We start from the raw sequence: 25,267 nt of genomic DNA, 5'->3' as shown, positions 1-25,267 counted from the left end.
GCGGAGTCTCTTTATTTACCCACAAATTGCTAATGGAGCGTGAATTCGATGGCTAAAGTAGTAATTATTTCAGGCAGTCCAACTCCAACATCCCGATTACATGGTGTAATTGAAGTGGCTAAGAGTGAACTTCTGCAAGCAGGACTAGAAGTAGATTGGATCAAGGTTCGCGATCTGCCTCCAGAGGATTTGTTATATGCGAAGTTCGACAGTGAAGCCATTGTTGATGCGAGTAAGCGCGTAGCTGAAGCTGATGCTGTATTCGTAGCTACACCTGTTTACAAAGCTTCCTACACAGGCGTGTTGAAGGCATTCTTGGATCTGCTCCCGCAAAAGGGACTCGAGCGTAAAATTGTACTCCCATTAGCAGTTGGAGGAACTTACGCGCACTTGCTCGCGATTGATTATGCACTCAAACCTGTGTTGTCTGTCCTAGGTGCCCAGAATATTTTACAAGGCGTATATGTGCTTGATAAACAAGTGACATGGGGAGAACAAGGACAAGCGATTCTCGACGATGAGATCACTGCTCGTTTGCAGGAGTCCGTATCCCAATTCATTCAGGAAATCAAATGGCATACAAGCCGCTAATCGTCATTGCTTAGAATAACGAAATGGGAGTTGTCTCAGAGGTCATGATGACCGTGGTACACTCCTATTTATTGTGGTTTGGCTGATGATTGGCAGCAAGAGGACTTATTTGAATAGTTAGGATAAAACCCGTCATTGGTAACTTTTGCTGATGGCGGGTTTTTGCGTGTCGGGGATGTATGTACCGTGCTATACTGGTTGTAATGAATTCATATCTTCACAGGAATGGGAGCAATTATTTATGTCACAACATTCATCTGAATCTGTGCTGCTTGTAGACGGCATGGCCTTATTATTTCGCGGGTATTACGCAACATCATCCAGTGGTTATATCATGAGAACCGATCACGGCGTGCCGATCAACGGTGTATATGGATTTCTGAAATATTTGCTCGATGCGATTGGGACATTCAAACCCACTCACGTCGTATGTTGTTGGGATATGGGAAGCAAGACCTTCCGTACGGAGAAATTCGAAGCGTACAAAGCGAATCGCGGACCTGCGCCTGAAGAGTTGATTCCACAATTTGACCTGGTCAAAGAAGTGACAGCTTCTTTCAATATTCCGAATGTCGGTGTTCCAGGTTATGAAGCAGATGATTGTATCGGCACTTTGGCTCGTTTCTACAGCCCGCATACGAAAGTCCAGATCTTAACTGGGGATCATGATATGCTCCAGCTGGTAGATGAGAATACCGAAGTTATTATTATGAAAAAAGGGCAATCCAACTACATGGTGTACACGCTAGAAACGCTCATGGAGGAGAAAAGCCTAACCCCAGCTCAAATCATTGATTTGAAGGGGTTAACGGGGGACACAGCAGATAATTATCCAGGGGTCAAAGGGATAGGTGAGAAAACAGCAACGAAGTTACTCAATGAGTATGTGAACATTGCTGGCATACTAGAGAACTTAGCTGCACTCCCGAAGGGCGTGCGTGCGAAGATCGAGGCGGAGCTGGATATGCTGCATCTTTCGCTAGATCTGGCGACGATTCGCTTGGATGCACCGGTTGCTTGTGCGCTTGAGGATTGCATGTGGGCGATGGATCGGGAGAAGGTCATTAGCAAATTCGATGAGATTGCCTACAAAGGACTAATCAGATTGATTGGATAGGATAGGTAATCGGGACAGTGCCTGTAATGGGGTGCTGTCTTTTTCTATACCGCATAAGGAGTAGAAGTTTGATCAGTTGAGTAGCTGGATTTATAAATAAATGTAAAAAGTACAGCTAATATTGGAAATTAACTTGAAATATTGCGAATAGATGGAAAATGTACAGCTAATCTGAGAAGAATAATTAGATTGGTGCATATTAGCAGAATTTAACTGTATGAAATCCATCTATTGCTCTCAAATAGCGTGAATCAGCCCAAATAACAACATAAAATCTATTTAATTTGTTTGGGGAGGCGGGGAAATGTTAAGTTGCGGTAGCAGAGGTGTGAGTGGAAGTAGATTTAGTTGAAGTTGAAGTTGAAGTTGAAGTTGAAGTTGAAGTTGAAGTTGAAGTAGCTGTAGAAGGAGAACGACATTAGGCATGGTTACTAAGTTACACCTAGCAGAATCGGAAATTTGAACAAAGATGACGGTTTTTTCAATTACGTAATGTTAATTTTTAGCAGATAATAGAAATGTAAGCGATTACGGTTTCTGACAAGTACGTACAAAGGGGAGAAAAACCATGAAAAAGGCAGTAGTTTCATTAATGTCATTATCCATGATTTTCACAGCAACCGCTTGTTCTTCGGGTACTTCTAGCAACTCAAGTGGAGGAGCTACAACTGCGCCCACTACAACAACAACGACTCCTAGTGCAACAGTAAGTGCAAGTAAGGAACCAGTAAAGCTTCGCATGGCTTGGTGGGGTGGTCAAGCGCGCCACGATTATACGCTGAAAGTAATCGAAATGTACGAGAAAGCACATCCGAATGTGAAGATTGAAGCTGAATATGCGGCTTTCGATGATTATTGGAAAAAGCTTGCGCCTCAAGCAGCTGCGAATCAACTGCCAGATATTATACAGATGGACATCTCTTATTTGACACAATATGGTGGGAGAAACCAATTAGCGGATTTAACGACTTTTACGAAAAATAAAGTTCTTAATGTGGATGATGTAAGCCCGAACGCCTTATCAGGTGGTCAAGTGGGTGGGAAGCTCGTCGCTATGAACTTAGGGGTTAATGCGTTAACGAGCATGATGGACTGGGATATGTTGAAAAAAGCAGGTATCGACACACCTACGAATAACTGGACGTGGACGGATATGGATGCATTAGCTACGAAAGCCAAGGCAGCCGGTAAAATCATGGGCGGTTTCCGGGATGATGTGTTCTTCCCTTACTATCTGCGTACCCTTGGTCAAAAGATGTATAACGCAGAAGGTACTGCGTTAGGTTATACCGACGATAAGATGTTTATCGATTATTTTAATCGAATTCAAAAGTGGTACGATGCTGGCGTCTTGCTGCCACTTGATAAAGCTGCCCAAAAGAAAGGCACACCAGAAGATGATGAAATGACTTTGGGAAATGCGATTTCCTCTAACGGTTGGTCTAATCAATACATTGGTCTAGCGAATGCAGCTAAACGTGATCTTGTTCTGCAGCCGATGCCAGGTCCAGACGCGAACAAAGGGTTGTTCTTGAAACCAAGTATGTATTGGTCCATAGCAAACAGTTCCAAAGTACAAGAAGAGGCTGCTAAATTTATTGATTTCTGGATTAATGATATCGAAGCCAATAAAATTATTAAAGGCGAGCGTGGAGTGCCTGTTGCTTCCAAAGTGAAAGAAGCTTTGAAGCCACTTTTGAGTCCGAATGAGATCAAAGTATTCGACTATGTTGCATGGGCTGAGAAAAATAGTTCACCGATGGATCCTCCGAATCCAGTGGGCTCGATTGAAATTGAGAAGCTGCTGAAAGATACCGGCGAGAAAATTTTGTACAAAAAAATAACTGTGCAAGAGGCAGCAGTCGCTTTCCGTAAAGATGCAACAGCTATTTTGGATAAAAATAAAAAGTAATAATACGTACTAGTGGGGGCCTTAATCGGTCCCCTGTTTAATTTTTACTCTAATTACAAAAATACCCTCTGAAAATTAAACGTTAAAGTCTGTTATTTCAATTCTGTTTTCGGAGAGAACTTCTATAATTGATTTCATCCCGTGTAAATACATGAGGAATAGAACGTTATTAGGAGGCTATAATGCTAATCACTAACAAGCTAAGAAGTGGTCAACGGTTATTGTCGAAGTTATTATCTTGTTCAATTGTGGTGACGCTGCTCATCTCCATGATGGTAGTTCCTGCTTCTGTTTCTGCTGCAGATGCCGCTCTTGTATCCGACGACTTTAGTAGCTATCCACCAGGCTCATTCACAATTGGAAGCGGCAATACATGGACCAAAGAGGGAACTGCTCCTGAGATTGCGATTGTGAAGCAACAGACAGTGTCTGGGGCAACCTATGCTTCCATTAGCCATGGTGTAGATGCCTCCTCCTATGTAGGACAGCGGTTTACCGCACAGAATGCAGGTATGATTTTCGAGTTTGATGTTAACTTACCTTCAAATAAGGGTGCAACGTTGTTCCTGATGGATGGTAAAATCAATGCAACGACTTCTGCAGCACTTCGATATCAGCTTGATGCAGGTATAATCAAACGCTATAACGGCACAAGTCAAATCACTTCTAATACGTCGCATTGGTATCGCTTTCAAATGATCTTTAATATTCCGCAAAGAACCAATAAGTGCGTATTCTCGATCTAAACGATGGTACAAGTGTGAATTGGTCGGAAACTTTTAATAATACGAATGTATCAAAAATAAGTAGCTTTGGATTCTCCATGACTCGTAGTGGAGGAAAACTTAATCTTGCGAATGTACGTGTAACGTCGTTGGACTTGAATCTAAGCAGTCTTCAGCTAAGCAGCGGTAGTCTTAACCCGCCATTAGTGCCTAATTTCGATCCGAAAGTCGACAGCTACTCGGTAGACGTTCCTTACTCCGTTAATACGCTCACGGTGAACCCGACAGCTAGCAATGCGAGCGGTTCAACTGTACGCGTTGGAGGAACGGAAGTGGCAAGTGGGGCATCATCAGTACCAGTTACCCTTACAGGAGCTTCAACAAGTATTGGAATAACGGTCACGTCAAATGTATACACCGATATTGCCAAGACATATACCGTGAACGTTAATAAATTGAATAAGGCACCGAATTTGGACTATGTCAATACGGAAGCACATGATGCCAAGGTGCAAATCGGATGGGAAGAAACGATGGATACTTCCTACGAGAAAGCCAATATCTATCAAGTAAATGAGGATCAATCCCTGACACTTGTGGATACGGTAGCCAAAGGCAAGTATATCTCAACTCTGACTGGGCTTTCGAATGGCACTGCATATACCTACATGGTGAAAGGTGTATATCATTATGACAATGAAGCACCAATTGAATCCTCTGGTGTGACGGTATCCGCAACGCCCAAAGCACTTCCTGCAAGGCAAATGGAAGGACTTAACCGTGGATTGGTCGCTATGAAAGATGGCAACAGCGTATATGTTGGATGGCGTATGCTAGGCACAGATCCAGAAAGTATTTCGTTTAATCTGTATCGCAATGGCGTGAAAATTAATCAAGAACCCATTACAGGAAGCACGAACTATGAAGATGCGCTAGGTAAAAGCGATTCGACATATTATGTTATTCCCGTGTTGAATGGCAATGAGCAGAATCGGTCTGAAACAGTTCATGTATGGGATATGAACTATTTGACCGTGCCCATCCGTAAACCGGCTGACGGTACGACACCGCTTGGCGAGGCATATTCTTATCGTGCTAATGATGCCACAGTAGGTGACCTCGACGGAGACGGACAGTATGAAATCGTATTGAAATGGGATCCTACAAATTCCAAAGATAATTCCATTTCTGGTTATACAGGAAATACGTATGTGGACGCATATGAACTGGATGGAACGTTCAAGTGGCGAATTGATTTGGGCAAGAACATCCGTGCAGGGGCTCACTATTTGGATGTCATGGTGTACGATTTGGATGGCGACGGCAAAGCTGAGGTTACCTTCCGAACAGCTGATGGAACAATTGACGGCCAAGGCAATGTCATTGGTGATGCAACGGCAGATCATCGAAATGCAAGCGGCTACATTTTGACTGGCCCAGAATTCCACACCGTATTTGAAGGCGCAACAGGTAAAATGCTCGCAACCGATGCCTATGAGCCTGAGAGAGGGAATGTTGGCGATTGGGGCGACACCTACGGTAATCGGGTTGACCGCTTTGGAGCAGCCATTGCTTATCTCGATGGAGAAAGACCGAGTATAGTTATGCAGCGTGGCTATTATACAAGAATGGTATTTGTTGCGTATAACTGGAGAGATGGACAACTTACCAAACTATGGACCTTTGATACGAAAGATTCTGGGAGTGCCAGCTATGCAGGACAAGGCAATCATCAACTGAGTATTGCTGACATCGATGGGGATGGCAAGGATGAAATCGTAACAGGTGCAGCAGCTATTAATGATGATGGCACACCGTTATGGAATTCACTATTAGGACATGGGGATGCGATGCACTTAGGCGACCTAGATCCGGATAGGCTGGGACTAGAGTTATTCGCTGTTCAAGAAACAACAACGGCTGCATATTCCTCAGATCTGAAGGATGCCAAAACAGGCCGAGTTCTCTGGGGACAGCCACAGCTTGGACTTGATGTAGGTCGCGGTCTGACGGCGGATATCGACCCGAGATACAAAGGTGAAGAGGCCTGGAACATTGGCGGTGAGTGGAACAGTAAAGCGGGTTCTTTATTCTCTGCAAAAGGTGAAAAAATATCAACTTCCATTCCTTCCTCTAATTTTGCCATATGGTGGGACGGAGATTTAGGAAGAGAACTATTAGACCATAATTGGTTAGATGAACCGCTGCGAGTCGGTATTCCAAAGATTGATAAGTGGAACTATCAAACCAATCAATTGGAAAACATATCGACGTTCAACGGCACTTACTCGAATAACGACACGAAAGGCAACCCGGCATTACAAGCTGATATCCTTGGCGATTGGCGCGAAGAGGTGATTGCAAGGACAGAAGATAGCACGGCGCTACGCATTTATTCGACTACAGAGGTAACAGATCATCGTATATACACGCTAATGCACGATCCTGTTTATAGACTCGGCATCGCTTGGCAAAATACAGGCTATAATCAGCCGCCGCATACTAGCTTTTATCTCGGTAATGGTATGGATGCACCGCCTAAGCCGAATATTCGGGCAACAGAAGTGCTTGCTTCAGCCGTTATGATAGCCAGTCCTGCGAATGAGATAAGAGTTGGACAACAGCTGAAATTTAGCGCAAGTGTTATACCAGAAGCCGTGACAAATAATACGGTGACATGGTCCGTTTCTCAAGAAGATGGTTCATTAACGAATGCAGCGACAATTAGCGTGGATGGGTTATTAACAGCTGTTGCGGAAGGCAAAGTAAAAATTACCGCTACAGCTAATGATGGTTCAGGGGCTATAGATAGTGTAGTCATTACAATTAAGACTAGTACGGATACAGGAAATACCGATACACCTGCTCCGACGGGAACCAGTACGGGCTCGATTCCACCAGTTTCACCTGAGTCGCCGACAGGATCGATTAAACAAGTATTGAATGTGGATACAAGCGGGAACGCAGTTGCAAATATTCAAGCTGCAGACCTAAATAAGGCTATGAAAGAGGCGAATGGTGGAACGGTTACAATCGAGCTTAGTTCCGCAACTGGTTTAAAGGCTGTCGAAGTGAAGCTGCCTGCTGCATCCTTTCATTCATCGGCAGACCCGAAGGTTCAAAAAGTAGAAATTGCAACTGGATTGGGTACAATCAGTCTGGATTCCCAGTGGTTCAACGATCATGTGAGTGATACATCTCAGCAAGTGGAGCTATCGGTTAATAAAGTTGATGTATCGACGCTTTCCACACAAGTTCAAGAGCAGTTGAAGGGCAGTCCAGTTTATGATTTCAACTTAACCGTGGATGGCTTAAAGGTAAACGATTTCAATGGCCATGTGCTCGTTTCGTTAGACTATACGCTGCAACCAGGGCAAGATGCTGGGAAGATCGTCGTCTATTATATAGATGATAATGGAGTCATTCAAACTGTTACGAATGGGTTTTATAATGCAGTGACTGGTAAAGTAGTATTTAAACCAGCGCACTTTAGCAAGTATGCAGCTGCGTACGTACAAGTTAGTTTCGATGATATTTCCCATGTTGGTTGGGCACAAGCAGGGATCGAATCGCTGGCGGCTCGAGGGGTCATTGATGGGATGGGAGACCATACATTTGTGCCAGACAATCAAGTGACCCGAGCACAATTTTTGAAAATGTTGATGGGAGCTTTCGAACTTGCTGATAGCAAGGCGACTAGCAAGCTAAGTGATGTTAGCGTTGGCGAGTGGTACTACAGCTCAATTGCCGCTGCGGAGAAACTAGGTATTGTGGAAGGCAAATCGGATGGAACTTTCGGTGTCAATGACCCGATTTCGAGAGAGGATATGGCTGTGATGGCCTATCGCGCAGCAGAACTGCTTCGATTAAATCTCAAGGGTTCAGCTTCCCAAGAGACGTTTATTGATAACGCCAGTATTGCGAGATATGCGGTTGCAGCGGTAGACGCTATGCAGCAGGGTGGAATCATTCAAGGCGATGCGGCTCATGCATTTGAACCGAAAAATGTTGCAACTCGCGCGCAATCAGCCGTCATTATTTATCGTTTATTCCAGAAACAACAATAGTAGAAAAGGGACACTGCTTATTCATAGGCAGTTGTCCCTTTTTAGTTTACGGATTGCCGATAGCGCAGCGGTGTCATTTTCGTCATTTGACGGAATACGCGTCCGAATTGCACGAGGGAACCGAAGCCGACTTGCTCTGCGATCACGATGACCTTCATTCTTGTTGTAGCTAGCAGCCTCTGAGCTTCTTGTACGCGAACGAGATTCACATATTCAACTAACGAAAATCCAGTGATTTCCTTAAACATCCGGCTTAGATAGGCCGAGCTGATTTCGAATCGCTCGGCAAGCTCCTCGAGCCGCATCGGTTCAGCGAAATGGGCGTTGATGAATCGCACGATGGTGGATATTTTCCGGTGGAGCGGAGAAACGTGTTCGGGCGAAGTAACCGGATGTATACGAACGAAACGTGCCGTGAATAGTAATAACTCGATTAAAAAGTGTGTTATGGCAAAATGTTGCCCCATCGCAGGCTCTTTGGCTTCATGAATTAACTTGCCTAGCATGTCTTCAACAAGTCGTCGAGTAGGTAAATCGAGCCGCAGTACAGGAGTATCATGCGTGAAAGCATCCAATAAAAAGGGTGCCGATTCTTTCGTATTTTCCAATAAGCTGTCACTAAAATTAATGACGACCCTCGCATGACCGAGCTTATCGGAGTCGGAAGTGGCATGAAGCTCTCGTCGATTGATGAGAACCAAATCACCTGGAAGAATGAGATAGGAACGATCACGAATGAAATACATGCGTTCACCTTCGTATAAATAATAGAGCTCATACATATCATGCATGTGCTGGGTCCTCTCGAAAGGGCCAGAGCGATGAATATGCTGGATGTAGAAAGGGCCTTCCTCTTCATTGCCGAAGGTGACGGTACGTGACATAGGCGCTGCTCCTTGTTTGGAAATGAGGTATCTAGAGTATAACATAAATTTCAGTGAAAAATATGAACAGTTTTTGCGGAAAATAGGAATAGATGAAGAGAAAACGCTCCTTACTTGCGATAAAATGAAGGTATCGATGAATTAGCAAACGCTTGCACAAATAGGAGGAAATTGAACATGAACGTACTTATAGAGGCTGTACGCGCAGGAAAAGTAAACGAGTTCTCATCCGAAGTTATCAAAGTTTATACGTCTTCCTTAACGCAAGTGGGAGATACAACATTGCTCATGGTTCGCACAACAGAGGGGAAACGACTCATCGTCGTGGGATCTGGCGAATTGTTCGACCAACTGCAAGGCGAGATCGTAGATGGCGAGAAAGTAGCTCCACTCACACATGAAAACCGTTTGATTATCAATCAATTTTTGCCATACACAGCGCCACAAGCATTCGGAACACAAGTGGCGACGATGGGTTTAGGTGATCGTCTTGGGATCGCAAGTCCTGGTCATATCCAAACGCTCCGCGGCAAAGATATTCGTCCTGTTTTGGCGCAACAAAGTATTCGTGAGCTTGCCTTGACTGGCCGCACGTATGAAGATGTATTGGATGCAGCGGCATACGCAGTTCTGCAAGAAGGCTACACAGACGGGTACGGGGCTGACGGTGACCACTTGAAGAAAGAAGAGGACATCGAGTACGCGTTGCGTCTTGGTTTTACCATGTTGACGCTAGATTGCTCCGAGAATATCGACAACACGATTGAATCTATGAGCGAAGCAGAAATCGCAGCGAAATACGAGCAACTGCCAGCAAGCTTGCGCAGCCGCTATGAAGAGCGCTATCTGCAAACAGCACCGAATGTACCAGGAGCTACCCTTGCTTATACAGCGGAAGCTTTGAAGAAAGATGTGCTGATCTATGATGCTGCAATCAATTTCATGGAAGCCATCTACCGCAAGTATATCGTTACGTTGGATCGTGCGGTTGATTTCGAAATTTCCATTGATGAAACAGCGACACCTACGTCCCCTGAGGCGCACTATTTGGTAGCCAATGAACTGCGTGATCGTGGTGTTACGATTTTCAGCATGGCACCACGTTTCTGTGGCGAATTCCAAAAAGGGATCGACTACATCGGAGATATCGCGCAATTTGAGCGTGAGCTAGCTAGTCATGCGGCGATTGCTGTTCATTTTGAATATAAGCTAAGCATTCACTCCGGTAGTGATAAATTCAGCGTGTTCCCATTGATTGGGCAATACACGAATGGTTTGTTCCATATCAAAACAGCCGGTACAAATTGGCTTGAAGCAGTACGTGTTGTAGCAAAAGTGAACCCTACGCTCTATCGCCGCATGCATCAATACGCACTGGATCACTTTGTCGAAGCGACAGCGTACTACCATGTAACGACGGATATTAGCGCGATAGCGCCACTTAGCACTGTATCAGATGCGCAGTTGCCGGAGTACATGGAAGAAAATAATGCACGTCAATTGCTGCACATCACCTATGGTCTACTTCTTCAAGCGAAAAATGAAGACGGAAGCCGCACGTTTGCAGATGAATTCTTCCAAACATTAGCAGACCAAGAAGATACCTTCGCCGAAGGCCTTCGTCATCATATCGGCAGACACTTAGAACTGCTTGGTAAATAATCAAGCGAACGAAAAACGCCACGAACATCCCTCTGACGGGTGCTCGTGGCGTTTCTTGGTTAGGACAAGCCTTCAGTAGACTCTCCGATTTCATCATCTGCTCCAGGATAGTCCCTTGTAATACCTTCGTGCAGCTCACGATTCTCATAAGCAAAACGGTTGGTAGGGCGTTGGTCCTCTCGCCAAGGAGTGCTCTTCCCAAGGGACTCTGACAGCATACTTGTGCCATAAGGCCCTTCTGGGAATTCCTCGGGGATCATATCATTTCGCTGCGATTCTACCGTCTCGAGGTCTGTGTAGGCAGCGAGGCGGTCTTCTGAGAGGAAGCCTAATCCCTCAACTTTGTTGGTGTGTGATGTCTTCTTACGCATGGATGAGCCTCCTTGTCAGGTTATGCTCCTTCCAGTGTCCCCCGACAATCCCTTAAATATCCGTGAAATGGATAGAACCGATTATTTGAGATAGGAAATCAGTAAGCTCTTGTGCTTGTTCTTCATTAATCTTGAACACATGCTCGAGGTAGCCTTCTTCGTTCAAATCGTCCGGTCCAATAACCGCGCTGCGCCCCGATTGCAAATCGATGACCAGTTTCTTGCCATAATAACGGGTAGTGGTCATGATAGCAAGGTCAAAACGGTGTAAAGCATTGCCAACGAAACAGACAAAACGCGTTGTAGTCTCTTCTTGATGATCGTATAAAAAGTCATAATCAGACATGAGGGCCCTCCATTCTCTTTCTAGTATGGGTCTATTATAACCGATAAGGGTCTGGTGGCAAAACGGTTCTTGCGCCTAACTGACAAACATGGTATGATTTGGATATTAGAAAGGGGAAGCACCTCTTCTGTCCTAACGGGCGGAAGAGGTGCTTTTTCGTTTTTCTGAACTTATTTCATATAAACGTCTGGAGGCATGGTAAGTATGAACATTGTATTTCTGAACACGCTAGAGAAGAATTCGGGGGATGGGCAAGTGATTTCCGCGCAAGTTTCGATTGTTGAAGAACAAGGGATTTGGAGTGTGTATTGGAGTGAACCTGACTCAGTTGGTAAGCTTACGCAAGATGAATGGTTTCAAGGCATAAGCTGGGATGAGATGCTATTCGCGTTCCGTCAAGGCTTACGTGAGAAAATTAGAAGCGGCTTCCGACCGTTGGTACACACGGAAATCGATCTTACGCAAGGACTATCAGGTAAGGCGAAAATGACGCAGATGCTAACCTATTACTGTGAGGAAAATCCGAACGAAGAGGTGTTCGAATCGCTGCGTGCATGGCGCCGTGAGCAGGCAGCTCGTGAGAAGAAGGCGCCTTATATCCTCGCAACGAACCGTGTCCTGCGGATGATTTCGGTGTTCTTGCCGCAATCCAAGGAAGAGCTTCAGCTCATTCCTGGATTTGGTGAGCAAAAAACAGCGCAGTACGCGGATCAATTGCTTAGCCGGATTGGCGAGTGCACACGAACGAACGGTTTTCCGTTGGATTGGGTTGCCAACTATGTAGATACGATGAAGTTTGAGGGTTGGCTCCTTGCTCAGAAGGAGGAGAAGTTGCGAATTGAGCTTGATCGTGAAATTAGTAAACGGAAGTTGTTAGAAATCGTAGCTGGCGGCGGGAATCTAGCTGATCTTCAGACGAATCTGACGATGCCGCGAAGAGAGCTGCTGTTATGGGTGGAAGATCTCGATCGTGAAGGCTACGATATGGATCCTCTCGTGGAAGCCGAACTTGCTTCAATTCCTGAGGAAGAGCAGATTAAAGCATGGAATGCGTATGAATCCGAGGGGGATCGCTATTTAAAGCCCGTCTTGAAGAGTCTCATCGGCACGGAAGAATTAAAAGGAAAAGAGCTGGACCGTGCCTATGAATGGCTGCGTCTGCTTCGCTTACGTTTTCGCAGAGAGAAGGAAAGAAATGTGATTCAAGCAGCTAGTTAATGTGCATTGACAAAGGCCTAAGGGATATGATTAAATGGTCAATAATCTAATATCCGTCAAAGCGATGACGAACATGGGCGAAGCCCGAAGTAGGACATATGCCGCTGGAACAGAGAGTCGGTGGAAGGTGCAAACCGATGCAAGCATATTGTTCGAATTACAGTTCTGAGTTGGTGGGGGGAACGTGCTCTATCGAGCATTAGTAGCTTGCACCCGGCAACTGATTTGCCGTTAATTTACTAAGTGAAAGAGAAGTGGCTTGCCAGTAGGCATGCAACCAATCTCTTTAATTAGGGTGGTACCGCGAGACAACTTTCTCGTCCCTTTGTGGACGTTAAGGTTGTCTTTTTTGCTTTCTTTTTTAACTAATTGAGTGGAGGGATTGTATGTTGTCATGGGATAAGCTTACTGTGGAGCAGCAGCAACAAGTGGAGCATCAATTAAGTATCCTTAAACGCGGAGCAGCGGAAATCGTGCCAGAAGAAGCGCTGAAAATGAAGATAATGAAGGCGGTTGTGACAGGTAAACCGCTGAAAGTAAAGCTAGGACTAGATCCTTCTGCACCCGATATCCACATCGGACATACGGTGGTCTTGCATAAGCTTCGCCAATTCCAGGATTTGGGACATGAAGTGCAGCTGATTATCGGCGATTTCACGGGGCGCATTGGTGATCCGACGGGGAAATCCGAGACGCGCAAACAGCTTTCGGAGGAGGATGTGAAGCATAACGCACAAACGTACCAGACACAGCTAGGCAAGGTACTGGATCTAAACAAAACGTCCTTTTACTATAACTCGACTTGGTTAGGTGAACTTCGCTTTGATGATGTGCTAAGACTTGCTGGTAAAGTGACGGTTGCTCGGATGCTGGAAAGAGACGACTTTGCCAAACGATATGCGACGAATCAGGCGATACATGTGCATGAGTTCTTCTACCCGCTTATGCAGGGCTATGACTCGGTTTCTTTAGAGAGCGATATTGAGCTAGGTGGAACCGATCAGACTTTCAATATCTTAATGGGGCGCACCCTTCAAGGGGCTTATGAGATGAAAGAGAGTCAGGTGGCGATCCTGATGCCGTTGCTTGAGGGATTGGATGGCGTGCAGAAGATGAGCAAAAGTCTGCGCAACTACATCGGAATCGATGAGCATCCCAATGATATATTCGGTAAAACCATGTCCATCCCGGATACGCTCATGCTCAAATATTATGAGTTAACGACGGCCTTGCCGAATACGGAAATCGAAGAGCTGCGGCATGGACTTGAAGCGGGCACGATTCATCCTAGAGACGCCAAGATAAAGCTTGCGAAAGGGTATGTGAAGATGTACCACGGCGCTATAGCGGCTGAGGAGGCAGAGCAGCACTTTATTACCGTTTTTCAAAAGCGTGCTTTACCCGATGAAATTGAGGAAGTAAGTCTAGAAGGTGGCCATCTGGAAGATGGAAGTTTATCCATTATCAGGTTGTTAGTCAGCTTATCCTTGCAAGCATCGAATGGGGAAGCCAGACGGAGTGTGGAGCAAGGGGCTGTGAAACTTAACGAAATGAAGGTTACGGATATTCATGCCCAAATCAAGCCAGTGGATGGCGATATTCTGCAAGTTGGGAAACGGAAATTTGTCAAAATTAAGCTTGTGTGAGTTAGATACACAACATACACAAAAGGTGACCTCTCAGCGTCGTGCTTGAAGTCACCTTGGTAGTAATAACTCATATAATTGGCTTATAGCCATTCTTTCTTACGGAAAAGCACATACATGGCAATGCCCAGTACACCCATAAAGGCTAACACAAATTCATCGCCATGTTCAGTCAGGTGCAAGCCAAGTATATTATCGAAATTCATCCCGAACACACCGGTAATGAAGGTTAAGGGCATGAAGATCGTTGTCAACGCGGTAAACACGCGCATGATATCATTGGCTCGGTTCGCGAGGCTGGATTGGTAAGCTTCTCGTAAGTTCCCCATCAGATCGCGGAGCGTATCAAATGTATCGACAATTTTGACGGCATTTTCATAAATGTCGCCGAAGTACTTTTGGAGCTGATGATCGATCAGTCTAAGTTCTTTTTTGCCAAGCGTCCCAATGACGTCACGTTGAGGCACGAGCACTTTTTTCAGCCATAAAATTTCAGAACGGAGACCGATAATCTCATTCAAATGCGACTTCTTCGTCGCCATCAGAATATCTTCTTCCAGCTTCTCAATTTTGGCTTCAATTCGGTCACCGACCGCCACATAGTTATCGACGACGAGATCGACCAAATGATATAAGAAACGATCGGCACTGTTGACTTCTTCCTCCCAGAGAAAGGGCTTAAGTGCACGCAGCTCATTAATTTTTTGGCGAGTTACCGTAATGATCACATGTTTGCTAAGAAATAGATTAAGTGCACGTAAGAAAATTTCTTCATCATCGAATCGAATGCTATTAATAACAATAAAATAATGAGAATCATAAAATTCAATCTTCGGACGCTGTTCTTCCTCACTAAGACAATCTTCTACGGCCAAATCGTGCAAATGGAAAAGAGGTTGAAGTAATTCCAAATCCTCGATCCCCGCATCAATCCAATAGAAGCCTTGACTTGGCGGTGTAAGCGCAGTGGTTACATCTTCAACTAACGTAAAAATACCATTTTGAACCAACCGTGTTTTCATCTGCCCACCCCTTCGAATGGAATCAGCCGGTTAGTTCATCTAGAAGAGCACAGCTCAGGATGATGGATTAACCGACTTCATTCCTACATTTTGAAATTGATTGCTCGTATTGCAGGTTCTACTCCTCGGTTCTCCGTCCAAGCGAATGCCCTCCTTTATTGTCCGTGTCGAATACTTGTCTAGTATACCCGTTCATATACCCTGTTTCAAGCCATAAAGTTGATGGAATAAGGGGAAACGTCGTTAAGTTAGTTTATGGAGAATAGGTAAACTCTGTGCTAAAAAAAATAAACCGCCAAACTTACTTGGCGGCATTTAAAATCTTATTTTTCACATCGGTATACATTTGAATAATTTCGGGTCCGCCGCGCCTCATCAAATCTTCTTCGCTTTCGGCTCCATATACGAGGTGAAGTTGTGAGACGGCAATTTGGGCTTGCTCTTGAGTCGGTTTATCGTTCTCAATTAAGGCAAAGTAACGATGTAAGGAAGCGAATGCAGAGAAGTTATCCGATGTTTGAGTTGACATTGTTGCCCTCATTTCATCAAAAATTCTTATTCGTTTAGAAACATCTGCTGTGTAAAGTTAATCCTTAGTAATAACCTCAAGTACCTAAAGTTAAACAGCTTGCCATAATACAAATTGTATCATTTTTGGGATCGCTTGGCTACACATAGTAATTTCTTATAATCACAGAAATGTTCAGGATTAACCATCTTGACTTTCGTTAATTTTATAGTATGATAATCGTAATCGCATACGTTTTATTTTCTTATCAAGAGTAGGTGGAGGGACTAGCCCGATGACACCCGGCAACCGACAAACCTTTGCAAAAAGGGGAGCACGGTGCTAATTCTTGCGGAAACGCTGTTTATAGCGAATCTGGGAGATAAGAGAAGGACATTGACTTTGATTTTTCATGGCCTTTCTCTGATTCCAGAGAAGGTCATTTTTGCGTTTATACATGTTTTAACTAACTCAAACTACAGAAGAGGAGTGAACAGGATGCCGATCAAGATTCCTGACAACCTGCCTGCCAAAGAAATTTTAAACCAAGAGAACATTTTCACCATGGACGAATCTGTCGCGTATCACCAGGATATACGTCCACTTCGCATTGCCTTGCTCAACTTAATGCCTACTAAAGAAACGACGGAGACGCAGCTGTTGCGCTTGATCGGGAACACGCCGCTGCAAGTAGAGTTCGTGTTGTTGCATCCCAAAACGCATACTTCCAAAAATACGTCTCATGAACATTTAGATATGTTTTACAAAACGTTCGATGATATCAAAGACGATAAGTTAGATGGTATGATTATTACTGGTGCTCCTGTTGAACAAATGGATTTCGAAGATGTGAATTACTGGGAAGAGCTAACGCAGATTCTTGAATGGAGTAAGGAGAATGTCACGTCCACCCTGCATATTTGCTGGGCTGCACAAGCAGGCTTATATCACCATTTCGGAGTACGCAAATATGCTCTGGAGAAGAAGATGTTTGGTGTATTCCCGCATACGGTGAGTGTTCCGAACACGAAGTTGTTGCGTGGCTTTGATGAAGTATTTAATGTTCCGCAATCACGGCACACCGATATTACTCGTGAAGATATCGAGCGATGTCCAGAATTAGAGATCTTATCAGAATCTGAAGATTCTGGTGTATATATCGTCGCTACGCGCGATGGCAAACATATTTTCGTAACAGGACACTCGGAATACGATGCTTGTTCCTTGAAATGGGAGTATGACCGCGATGTGGCCAAAGGGCTGCCGATTGCTATTCCGAACAACTATTACCCGAATAACGATCCGAGTAGACTGCCTTACAATACGTGGAGAGCACATGCGAATTTGCTGTTTTCGAACTGGCTGAACTATTATGTATATCAAGAAACTCCTTTCGAATTAACGGTTAACATTAATGAAAGCTGGGCAAGTTCGCAACTATAATACGTCTAAATCACTACATCTAAATCGAACCCACACATCCTGAGGAGGAATTCCCTTGTTGAAAATTGAAAGTCGTCTTGCTCAAATTGGCTCTATTGAAGAACCTGTTACAGGTGCTGTTAGCTTTCCAGTTTATCAATCAACTGCGTTTCGCCATCCTAAGTTAGGGCAGAGCACGGGATTTGATTATGCGCGTACCAAAAGCCCAACGCGTAAAGTACTAGAAGAGGCTATTGCTCAGTTAGAGTCCGGAGATGGGGGCTTTGCATGTTCCTCAGGCATGGCGGCATTGCAAACGATTTTCGCCTATTTCAGTCAAGGAGATCATTTGATTGTTTCCTTAGATTTATATGGCGGTACGTATCGTCTATTGGAAAGAATCATGTCCCGTTTCGGTGTGACGGCTACTTATGTAGATACGAATGATTTGGATGCACTAGAAGGTGCATATCAATCCAATACGAAGGGTCTTGTTATTGAAACGCCAACGAACCCCTTGATGATGATCACGGATCTTGAACTGGTATGTACATGGGCCCGTAAAAAGGGCATCGTCTCCATCGTTGATAACACGCTGCTTACACCGTATCTGCAACGCCCAATCGAGCTTGGAGCTGATATTGTTATCCATAGTGCAACGAAATATTTGGGTGGACATAATGACGTACTAGCGGGTCTGATTGTTACAAAAGGGAAAGAGTTGACGGAGCAAATGGCAATTCTCCATAACTCCATTGGTGCTGTGCTTGGACCACAAGACAGCTGGCTTCTTATGAGAGGCATGAAAACTCTTGCTCTGCGTATGGAGCGTCATGAACAGAATGCTACAGCCATTGCCCATTTCTTACTCGAGCATGCGTTGATTTCAGACGTGTACTATCCAGCGCTTGAATCACATCCTGGCTATGCCATTCAAAATAAACAATCCAGCGGCAACACAGGGATATTCTCCTTCAAGGTGAAGGATGCTCGCTTAGTCGAACCGATTCTTCGCCATATTAAGCTAATTGCCTTCGCAGAAAGCTTAGGCGGGGTTGAATCTTTGATGACATACCCAGCTGTGCAAACACATGCGGACATTCCACTTGAAATTAGAGAGCAAATTGGTGTCGATGATCGTTTGCTTCGATTCTCTGTTGGCATTGAGCATATTGATGACTTGATCGCGGATTTGTCGAATGCCCTGAATGCCGCGCAAGCTGAGTTGGAAGGAGCTTCACAATCATGAGCCATTCTCCTTCAGACAAAGAAAAACGCAAAGCACAAGGCAAATTTGCCACAAAATTGATCCACTTTGGCGCTGAAATTGATGAAGCAACAGGGGCATCCAGCGTGCCGTTGTATCAGGCTTCAACTTTTCATCAGGCGGATTTGGAAGCAAACCAAGCATATGACTACACACGCTCTGGGAACCCGACACGTCAGGCGTTGGAAGATTATATTGCCCTATTAGAAGGCGGAACGCGTGGGTTTGCGTTCGCTTCTGGGATGGCAGCCATCTCCTCTGCGTTGATGTTGTTGTCGCAAGGCGATCATGTGATTTGTACGGAGGACGTGTACGGTGGTACTTATCGTCTACTGACTACGATCATGAACCGCATGGGCGTGGAATCCACGTTTGTAGATATGACGAACATCGCAGAGGTGAGAGCGGCTTTACGTTCCAATACAAGAGCCGTATTCATCGAGACGCCTTCGAATCCAACGCTTCGCATTACAGACATTGGCGAGATTGCCGCATTTGCGAAGGAGCATGACCTGCTTACGATGTTGGACAATACGTTCATGACACCGTATCATCAACGTCCGATTGAGCTCGGTATTGATATCGTGCTGCACAGTGCAACGAAATTCCTTGGCGGTCACAGTGATGTGTTAGCAGGGCTAGCTGTCGTAGCGAATGATAGTCTGGGTCGTCGCATGAAGCAAATTCAAAATGGGATGGGGAACGTGCTCGGCATTCAAGATTCATGGCTGCTCATTCGTGGTATGAAGACGTTGCAAGCACGTATGGAAATGTCCGAGAAAGGCGCTCGCCGATTAGCGCAGTGGTTAACCGAACAGCCGGATATTGATGTGGTGTACTACCCAGGTCTTCCGAATCACCCAGGCAGAGAAATACATGAGAAGCAATCACTTGGTTATGGAGCTGTCGTCTCATTCGATGTTGGCTCTGGCGAGAAAGCGAAGAAGTTGTTAAGTAAAGTTAAGATCCCACTTGTCGCTGTAAGTTTGGGTGCTGTAGAGAGTATTTTGTCCTATCCAGCGATGATGTCACATGCGGCCATGCCGAAGGAAGTACGCTTGTTGCGTGGTATTACGGATGGTCTGGTGCGATACTCGGTGGGGTTAGAAGATATTGAAGATATTATCGAAGATCTGGAACAAGCATTGCGCAGTTAAGTTATGCTCCTGCTTCGCGGTATTCAGAAATTATTCATATTTGTCTAGGAATAACGACTGGAAAAAGCAGCCCTGTGCTGCTTTTTTGGTATGAATATGGTACGATTAACGAATACGAGCCTTCAGAAAGTAAAGGAGTGAGTTGCAATGAAACCGATCGATCGCATTTTAATTAAAGCACAATCAGGCGGACGAATTGATGTAGAAGAATGTATTACGCTGTTCGAATCCGATCAAATAGAGAAAATTGGCGACACGGCTAATCAGATTATGAAAAAATGGCATCCAGATCCGATCACGACTTTCGTGATTGGGCGGAATATTAACTACACGAACATCTGTGATGTGTATTGCCGATTCTGCGCATTCTACCGCCAGCCAGGTTCGGCGGAAGGTTATGTATTGCCAGATGAAACGATCTTTCAGAAGATTCAAGAAACCTTGGATGTTGATGGCACGGAGATTCTGATGCAGGGTGGTACGAATCCGGACCTGCCTTTTACTTACTATACGAATATTTTGCGCGAAATTAAGAAGCGCTTCGATATTACGATGCATTCTTTCTCACCTGCTGAAATTATGAAAATGAAAGAAGTTTCCGGCGGTTTATCGCTTCAGGAAATCGTTCGTCAATTGCACGAAGCGGGACTTGATTCGTTGCCAGGCGGCGGAGCAGAAATTCTGGATGACCGCACGCGTCGCAAGATCTCCCGCCTGAAAGGCTCGTGGCGCGATTGGATGGACGTGATGCAGACGGCTCACAAGCTCGGTATGCACACAACGGGGACGATGGTTATCGGCTTCGGCGAATCCATGGAAGAGCGCGCACTGCATATGCTGCGTATCCGCGATGCGCAAGATGATGTCTTGCTGCAGAAGCTGAACACGCCAGGCTTCCTGGCATTCATTCCGTGGACGTTCCAACCGGACAACACGAATATGAAGGCGGAGAAAGTTACGCCTGAGGAGTACTTGAAAACGTTGGCGATCTCCCGCATCATGCTGGACAACGTGCCGAACTTCCAATCCTCATGGGTCACAATGGGACCTGAGGTTGGTAAGCAGACGCTTAGCTACGGCTGCAACGACTTCGGCAGCACCATGATCGAAGAGAACGTTGTATCCGCCGCGGGTACAACGCATAAGGTTAACGTTAGCTCGACGCTGGACATCATTCGTCAAGCAGGCAAAATCCCTGCACAGCGGAACACGAAGTATCAAATTCTACGTGTGTTTGACGACGTGAATACGAAGATTGACCGTGATTTTGTGATGCAGAACTAAATCGAGAACGACAACGCTTATCCATTGAAATCCACTGGTTGGATTTCAATGGATAAGCGTTTTTTGTCGTTGATGTGGGTGGCTTCGAGATGAGATAGTCGGTGAAACCGAGGTCAACAGCCTGGAGATAGTCGAAAAATCCGACTATCTCGAGTGGAATCATCAATGGTTCCACCTATTCCTTACTTATTTTAAGGGAAAATTAAGCTTAGCTTCAGGTAACCGCGGGTCAATAAGCGTACAATGGGGGGACACCACAAATTCGAGATTGAAGATCGGAGTGATTTTTGTGAAATTGCTTAAAAGCTTTGTACAAGGATTTCTGTTTGCTTTCGTCTCCATTGGTGCTCTCCCATTCTTAATCGTGAAGGCCCTCCTGGAGCAGCTGTAACAAGCTATTTTATATTTGTGAGGAGCGTCCTAAGTGGCAGCTCCTTTTTTTCATGCTCACAACGCTAATCACTCGCGAAAACTCGTTATTGCAGCCTCCATCCACGTTCCCGCAAATGGCAAATTGTTCGTTGTATATCTCCCTCGCATCGACCATATACTCTTAAGAGGAGGATGCATAGATGGAAGGAGTGAGCACATTGGAACTGTTTGCAATTGCCCTAATGAATGTCGAGGAATCCTATGTACGTTCGCTGAGCGCACAGGTGAAGCAAGCGCTGCAGCATTTACATATTGCCCAGAATGGGTTAACGGCTACTTACACCTGGAGTGAAACACGTGCTTTTATTTATGTGGAAGCGGAAGCGGGGAGTGTGATCCATGATCCGCATATTCATGAAGTTCAAGTACGAGCTTGCTTAGCTGAAGTGTTGGCAAGCCACATCGTAGCGGACAAGGAATCCAACATTTTACGCAACTTGATTACCAAGGATTTTAAATATGAAAAGCAGTCAGATATCGAGTCTATCGAAGGTTACTGTAAGCAGTCCTTGACGCAAGAGAGTGAGCTGGAAGGGTTGCCGCTGATGAATAGCTCTCCAAGCAGGCTTCGTCGTATGGGGCTGCTCAAGGAGCAGATCAACGCATTGCTGGAGGAAAATCCGCAGATTAGCTTAGATGGCTTCCTCAAATTCCGAATTCAGGAGTATAGGGAAGAATTAAGGGAAATTGCCGAATATGCGATCGATGAATTCATGATGGACCGCCAGTATCAGGAATTTATTTCGCTTCTACAATATTTCGTCTACATTCAGGAAGCCAAAATACCAGCAGCACATCTCATTCACAAAGGAGGCCATGAGTTCGTCATTCTGAATGATCGAATGGAACTCATTGACGCGAATGAGTTTGATGCCAGCTTTCGAATGGAGATGCTGGAGAAGGATATCAATTTCGAGGATATGATCGTGAGTACACTGATCACCGTCTCGCCTGCCAACATTTACATTCATACACGAGATCCCGAATTAACCATCATCAAGACGATAGGTCAAATCTTTGAAGATCGTACATCAGTGTGCAGTTATTGCCGCACCTGCGACCTATATCTCGGAGACGCCAAGAAGCAGGATCAACTCTCCCCTTGACCTTGCCCCTCTCGCCATTTATAATAGTGATCGAAGGCGTTAGTATCAAAGACAAGAACTTTCTGTATGAACTGCTCAGAGATAGGAGACTAGGCTGCAATCTCCTTCAGCGATTCGGATTGTTTACCCCTTTGTAGCCGTATTGTGGAATTCGACCTGACTTGCAGGTGCGATACTATACAGTACCGGAATCATTCCCGTTAACGAATGCTGATGAGGATTCGACTTATCCCTTGGATAAGAGCGAATCGAACTAGGGTGGAACCACGAGCTGAGCGCACTCGTCCCTTTATGGGATGAAGTGTGCTTTTTTGCGTTCATTCTTAAGTTTAAGTTTTAAACTTTGCTTTGCATGAACCAAGATAAACGCGTCGTCTACAGGACAACGTAGTCGTTTATTCCGGTTCAATTCACTATTCACTTACACAATTAGGAGGCAGGGAAGATGGTTGTACAAGTAAAATTACCAGATGGCGCAGTGAGAGAGTATGCAGTGGGGACAACGATTGAGCAAGTGGCGGAATCCATTTCATCCGGTCTGAAGAAAAATGCCGTGGGTGGTAAAGTAAACGGGAAATCCGTGGATTTATCCTTCGCTTTGAATGATGATGCTGATGTTGAAATCTTAACGCTGGATAGCGAAGCTGGTTTAGAAATGTACCGTCATAGTACAGCGCATTTGATGGCCCAAGCGATCAAGCGTATTTATGGCAATACGGCAGTTAAGTTAGGAATTGGTCCTGTCATTGAAGATGGCTTCTACTATGATATCGATTTGGAAACTCCACTGAATCCTGAAGATTTGGTCAAAATCGAGAAAGAAATGGAACGCATCTCGAACGAAAACCTGGCGATTACACGCCGTGTGGTTTCCCGTGATGAAGCGATTCGTATTTTTACAGAACTGGAAGATCCGTTCAAGCTAGAATTGATCCGTGATCTACCGGAAGATTCCGTTCTTACGATCTATGACCAAGGTGAGTTCTTTGACCTCTGCCGCGGACCGCATTTGCCATCAACAGGACGCATTAAAGCATTCAAATTGTTGAGTGTTGCAGGTGCTTACTGGCGTGGAGATGCGAAAAACAAAATGCTGCAACGCATCTACGGAACTGCGTTCCCTAAGAAAGCGCAATTGGACGAGCATTTGCACTTGCTTGAAGAGGCGAAGAAGCGTGACCATCGTAAACTAGGCCGTGAGCTCAAAATGTTCGCATTCTCACGCGAAGTCGGACAAGGCCTACCACTTTGGCTGCCAAATGGTGCGAAACTGAGACGTACAATGGAACGTTATATCGTTGATTTGGAAGAGCGTCTTGGCTATCAACACGTATACACGCCTGTACTGGCTAACGTTGATTTATACAAAACTTCCGGACACTGGGATCACTACAGCGAAGATATGTTCCCGAAAATGGTTATGGATAATGAAGAACTTGTTCTTCGTCCAATGAACTGTCCGCACCATATGATGGTATATAAGAGTGATATGCGCAGCTACCGTGATCTTCCGGTTCGGATTGCTGAGCTTGGAACAATGCACCGCTACGAGATGTCAGGCGCATTGACAGGTTTGCACCGCGTTCGTGCCATGACGTTGAATGATGCTCACATCTTCTGCCGCTTGGATCAAATTAAAGAAGAATTCTCTCGCGTTGTTACATTAATCCGTCAAGTGTACGCAGACTTTGGCATCACAGACTACCGTTTCCGTCTTTCTTACCGCGATCCGAAGGATACTGAAAAGTACTTCCAAGACGATCAAATGTGGGAAACTTCCCAACGTATGCTGCGTGAAGTAGTTGAAGAATTGGGCTTGCCATTCTATGAAGCAGAGGGTGAAGCGGCATTCTATGGTCCCAAATTAGACGTTCAAATCAAGACGGCCCTGAAGAAGGAAGAGACGCTTTCGACTGCGCAAATCGACTTCTTATTACCTGAACGCTTCCAGCTTGAGTACACAGGGGAAGACGGTCAGAAGCACCGTCCTGTCGTCATTCATAGAGGGATCATTTCCACAATGGAACGTATGACAGCTTTCTTGCTAGAAAACTTCGCTGGCGCTCTGCCAACATGGTTAATGCCAACACAAGCGAAAGTCATACCAGTATCGCCTGCATTCGAAGAATTCTCTAATCAAGTGACAGACCGACTAAGAGAAGCGGGTATTCGTGTTGAAGCGGATAACCGGAATGAAAAGTTAGGTTACAAGATTAGAGAAGCTCAGTTGGAGAAAATTCCTTTCATGCTCGTCGTTGGTGAGAACGAAGTCAAGAATGACAGTTTGTCCATCCGTAAACGTGGTCAAGGCGATCTAGGAACACAACCGATTGATCAAGTCATTAACATGATTCTGGATGAAATCAAAAACAAACAATAACCCCATTTGCTCCTAGAAGAAGCAGAGAAGTGCTAGTCACTTCTCTGCTTCTTTGCGTTTTCCAAATCCTTTCGGGGGAGATTAAATGGTTTAAAGATGTGAATAAGTGGTTAAAAGAAGGACATGTTATACAGTGAGTCTGTATCTGGA

At 45.1% G+C, this 25,267-nt stretch carries 18 protein-coding genes, 1 pseudogene, 1 riboswitch and 1 other annotated feature; of the genes and pseudogenes, 14 read left to right on the top strand and 5 right to left on the bottom strand.

Annotation, left to right across the window (positions count from 1 at the left end; translation table 11 throughout):
• Nucleotides 1–48 precede the first annotated feature (48 nt).
• The 5 genes and pseudogenes from ssuE to A8708_RS37195 all read left to right on the top strand — a co-directional run bounded on the left by ssuE (nt 49) and on the right by A8708_RS37195 (nt 8,412).
• Nucleotides 49–591, top strand: coding sequence for an NADPH-dependent FMN reductase (ssuE, locus tag A8708_RS18545; protein ID WP_068666107.1), 543 nt, complete (start codon nt 49–51; stop codon nt 589–591).
• A 241-nt stretch (nt 592–832) separates the two neighbouring features.
• Nucleotides 833–1,708 (top strand): 5'-3' exonuclease, encoded by an 876-nt coding sequence (locus A8708_RS18540; protein WP_068666105.1) that lies wholly within the window; start codon nt 833–835, stop codon nt 1,706–1,708.
• A gap of 568 nt (nt 1,709–2,276) precedes the next feature.
• Nucleotides 2,277–3,620 carry an ABC transporter substrate-binding protein gene (locus A8708_RS18535; protein WP_068666103.1) on the top strand — a complete coding sequence of 448 codons (1,344 nt, stop codon included), beginning with the start codon at nt 2,277–2,279 and terminating at the stop codon, nt 3,618–3,620.
• A 182-nt stretch (nt 3,621–3,802) separates the two neighbouring features.
• Nucleotides 3,803–7,194 (top strand): annotated as a pseudogene (locus tag A8708_RS37200) (rhamnogalacturonan lyase family protein); the annotation flags it as partial.
• Nucleotides 7,195–7,347: 153 nt separating this feature from the next.
• A complete protein-coding gene (locus tag A8708_RS37195) occupies nt 7,348–8,412 on the top strand; it encodes an S-layer homology domain-containing protein (protein WP_461824336.1) in 1,065 nt (354 codons plus the stop codon).
• A gap of 41 nt (nt 8,413–8,453) precedes the next feature.
• Here A8708_RS37195 and A8708_RS18520 read toward each other — a convergent pair whose 3' ends face one another.
• On the bottom strand, nt 8,454–9,296 hold the full coding sequence (locus tag A8708_RS18520) for an AraC family transcriptional regulator (protein WP_068666097.1): 843 nt from the start codon (nt 9,294–9,296) through the stop codon (nt 8,454–8,456).
• 177 nt (nt 9,297–9,473) lie between these two features.
• Here A8708_RS18520 and A8708_RS18515 point away from each other — a divergent pair, with 177 nt between their 5' ends.
• Complete coding sequence (locus tag A8708_RS18515; RefSeq protein WP_068666095.1) at nt 9,474–10,958, top strand: tagaturonate epimerase family protein; 1,485 nt, start codon at nt 9,474–9,476, stop codon at nt 10,956–10,958.
• Between the two features lie 59 nt (nt 10,959–11,017).
• Here the strand turns inward: A8708_RS18515 and A8708_RS18510 are convergent, their stop codons facing one another.
• Nucleotides 11,018–11,329, bottom strand: coding sequence for a hypothetical protein (locus A8708_RS18510; protein ID WP_068666093.1), 312 nt, complete (start codon nt 11,327–11,329; stop codon nt 11,018–11,020).
• A 52-nt stretch (nt 11,330–11,381) separates the two neighbouring features.
• Nucleotides 11,382–11,675 carry a DUF3055 domain-containing protein gene (locus tag A8708_RS18505; protein ID WP_068666091.1) on the bottom strand — a complete coding sequence of 98 codons (294 nt, stop codon included), beginning with the start codon at nt 11,673–11,675 and terminating at the stop codon, nt 11,382–11,384.
• 204 nt (nt 11,676–11,879) lie between these two features.
• Here A8708_RS18505 and A8708_RS18500 point away from each other — a divergent pair, with 204 nt between their 5' ends.
• A complete protein-coding gene (locus tag A8708_RS18500) occupies nt 11,880–12,893 on the top strand; it encodes an HRDC domain-containing protein (RefSeq protein ID WP_068666089.1) in 1,014 nt (337 codons plus the stop codon).
• A 65-nt stretch (nt 12,894–12,958) separates the two neighbouring features.
• Nucleotides 12,959–13,221, top strand: a binding site (T-box leader).
• A gap of 61 nt (nt 13,222–13,282) precedes the next feature.
• A complete protein-coding gene (gene tyrS / locus A8708_RS18495) occupies nt 13,283–14,539 on the top strand; it encodes a tyrosine--tRNA ligase (protein WP_068666684.1) in 1,257 nt (418 codons plus the stop codon).
• Nucleotides 14,540–14,622: 83 nt separating this feature from the next.
• On the opposite strand, the gene corA is transcribed toward tyrS, so the two are convergent.
• Together corA and A8708_RS18485 are read right to left on the bottom strand one after the other, a co-directional pair.
• Nucleotides 14,623–15,561 carry a magnesium/cobalt transporter CorA gene (corA, locus tag A8708_RS18490; protein WP_068666087.1) on the bottom strand — a complete coding sequence of 313 codons (939 nt, stop codon included), beginning with the start codon at nt 15,559–15,561 and terminating at the stop codon, nt 14,623–14,625.
• 301 nt (nt 15,562–15,862) lie between these two features.
• Nucleotides 15,863–16,090, bottom strand: a complete 228-nt coding sequence (locus tag A8708_RS18485; protein ID WP_068666085.1) for a hypothetical protein — start codon at nt 16,088–16,090, stop codon at nt 15,863–15,865.
• Between the two features lie 241 nt (nt 16,091–16,331).
• A riboswitch (SAM riboswitch) is annotated at nt 16,332–16,458 on the top strand.
• A gap of 109 nt (nt 16,459–16,567) precedes the next feature.
• On the opposite strand from A8708_RS18485, the gene metA reads away from it, so the two are divergent.
• The 6 genes from metA to thrS all read left to right on the top strand — a co-directional run bounded on the left by metA (nt 16,568) and on the right by thrS (nt 25,117).
• Nucleotides 16,568–17,512 carry a homoserine O-acetyltransferase MetA gene (gene metA / locus A8708_RS18480; RefSeq protein ID WP_068666083.1) on the top strand — a complete coding sequence of 315 codons (945 nt, stop codon included), beginning with the start codon at nt 16,568–16,570 and terminating at the stop codon, nt 17,510–17,512.
• Between the two features lie 58 nt (nt 17,513–17,570).
• Nucleotides 17,571–18,740 (top strand): aminotransferase class I/II-fold pyridoxal phosphate-dependent enzyme, encoded by a 1,170-nt coding sequence (locus A8708_RS18475; RefSeq protein WP_068666682.1) that lies wholly within the window; start codon nt 17,571–17,573, stop codon nt 18,738–18,740.
• A complete protein-coding gene (locus tag A8708_RS18470; protein ID WP_068666081.1) occupies nt 18,737–19,915 on the top strand; it encodes an aminotransferase class V-fold PLP-dependent enzyme in 1,179 nt (392 codons plus the stop codon). Before A8708_RS18475 ends, A8708_RS18470 begins: the two co-directional genes overlap by 4 nt.
• A gap of 147 nt (nt 19,916–20,062) precedes the next feature.
• Entirely contained in the window at nt 20,063–21,199 is a 1,137-nt protein-coding gene (gene mqnC, locus A8708_RS18465; RefSeq protein ID WP_068666079.1) for a cyclic dehypoxanthinyl futalosine synthase, read from the top strand.
• Between the two features lie 572 nt (nt 21,200–21,771).
• A complete protein-coding gene (locus A8708_RS18460; RefSeq protein WP_082927618.1) occupies nt 21,772–22,737 on the top strand; it encodes a putative sporulation protein YtxC in 966 nt (321 codons plus the stop codon).
• Between the two features lie 445 nt (nt 22,738–23,182).
• On the top strand, nt 23,183–25,117 hold the full coding sequence (thrS, locus tag A8708_RS18455; protein WP_068666077.1) for a threonine--tRNA ligase: 1,935 nt from the start codon (nt 23,183–23,185) through the stop codon (nt 25,115–25,117).
• Nucleotides 25,118–25,267 lie beyond the last annotated feature (150 nt).

The sequence above is a fragment of the Paenibacillus oryzisoli genome (assembly GCF_001653565.1).
GTDB classification, from domain to species: domain Bacteria; phylum Bacillota; class Bacilli; order Paenibacillales; family NBRC-103111; genus Paenibacillus_E; species Paenibacillus_E oryzisoli.
The sequence above is the reverse complement of the archived record's forward strand: the minus strand, read 5'-3'. Positions and strand labels throughout refer to the sequence as shown.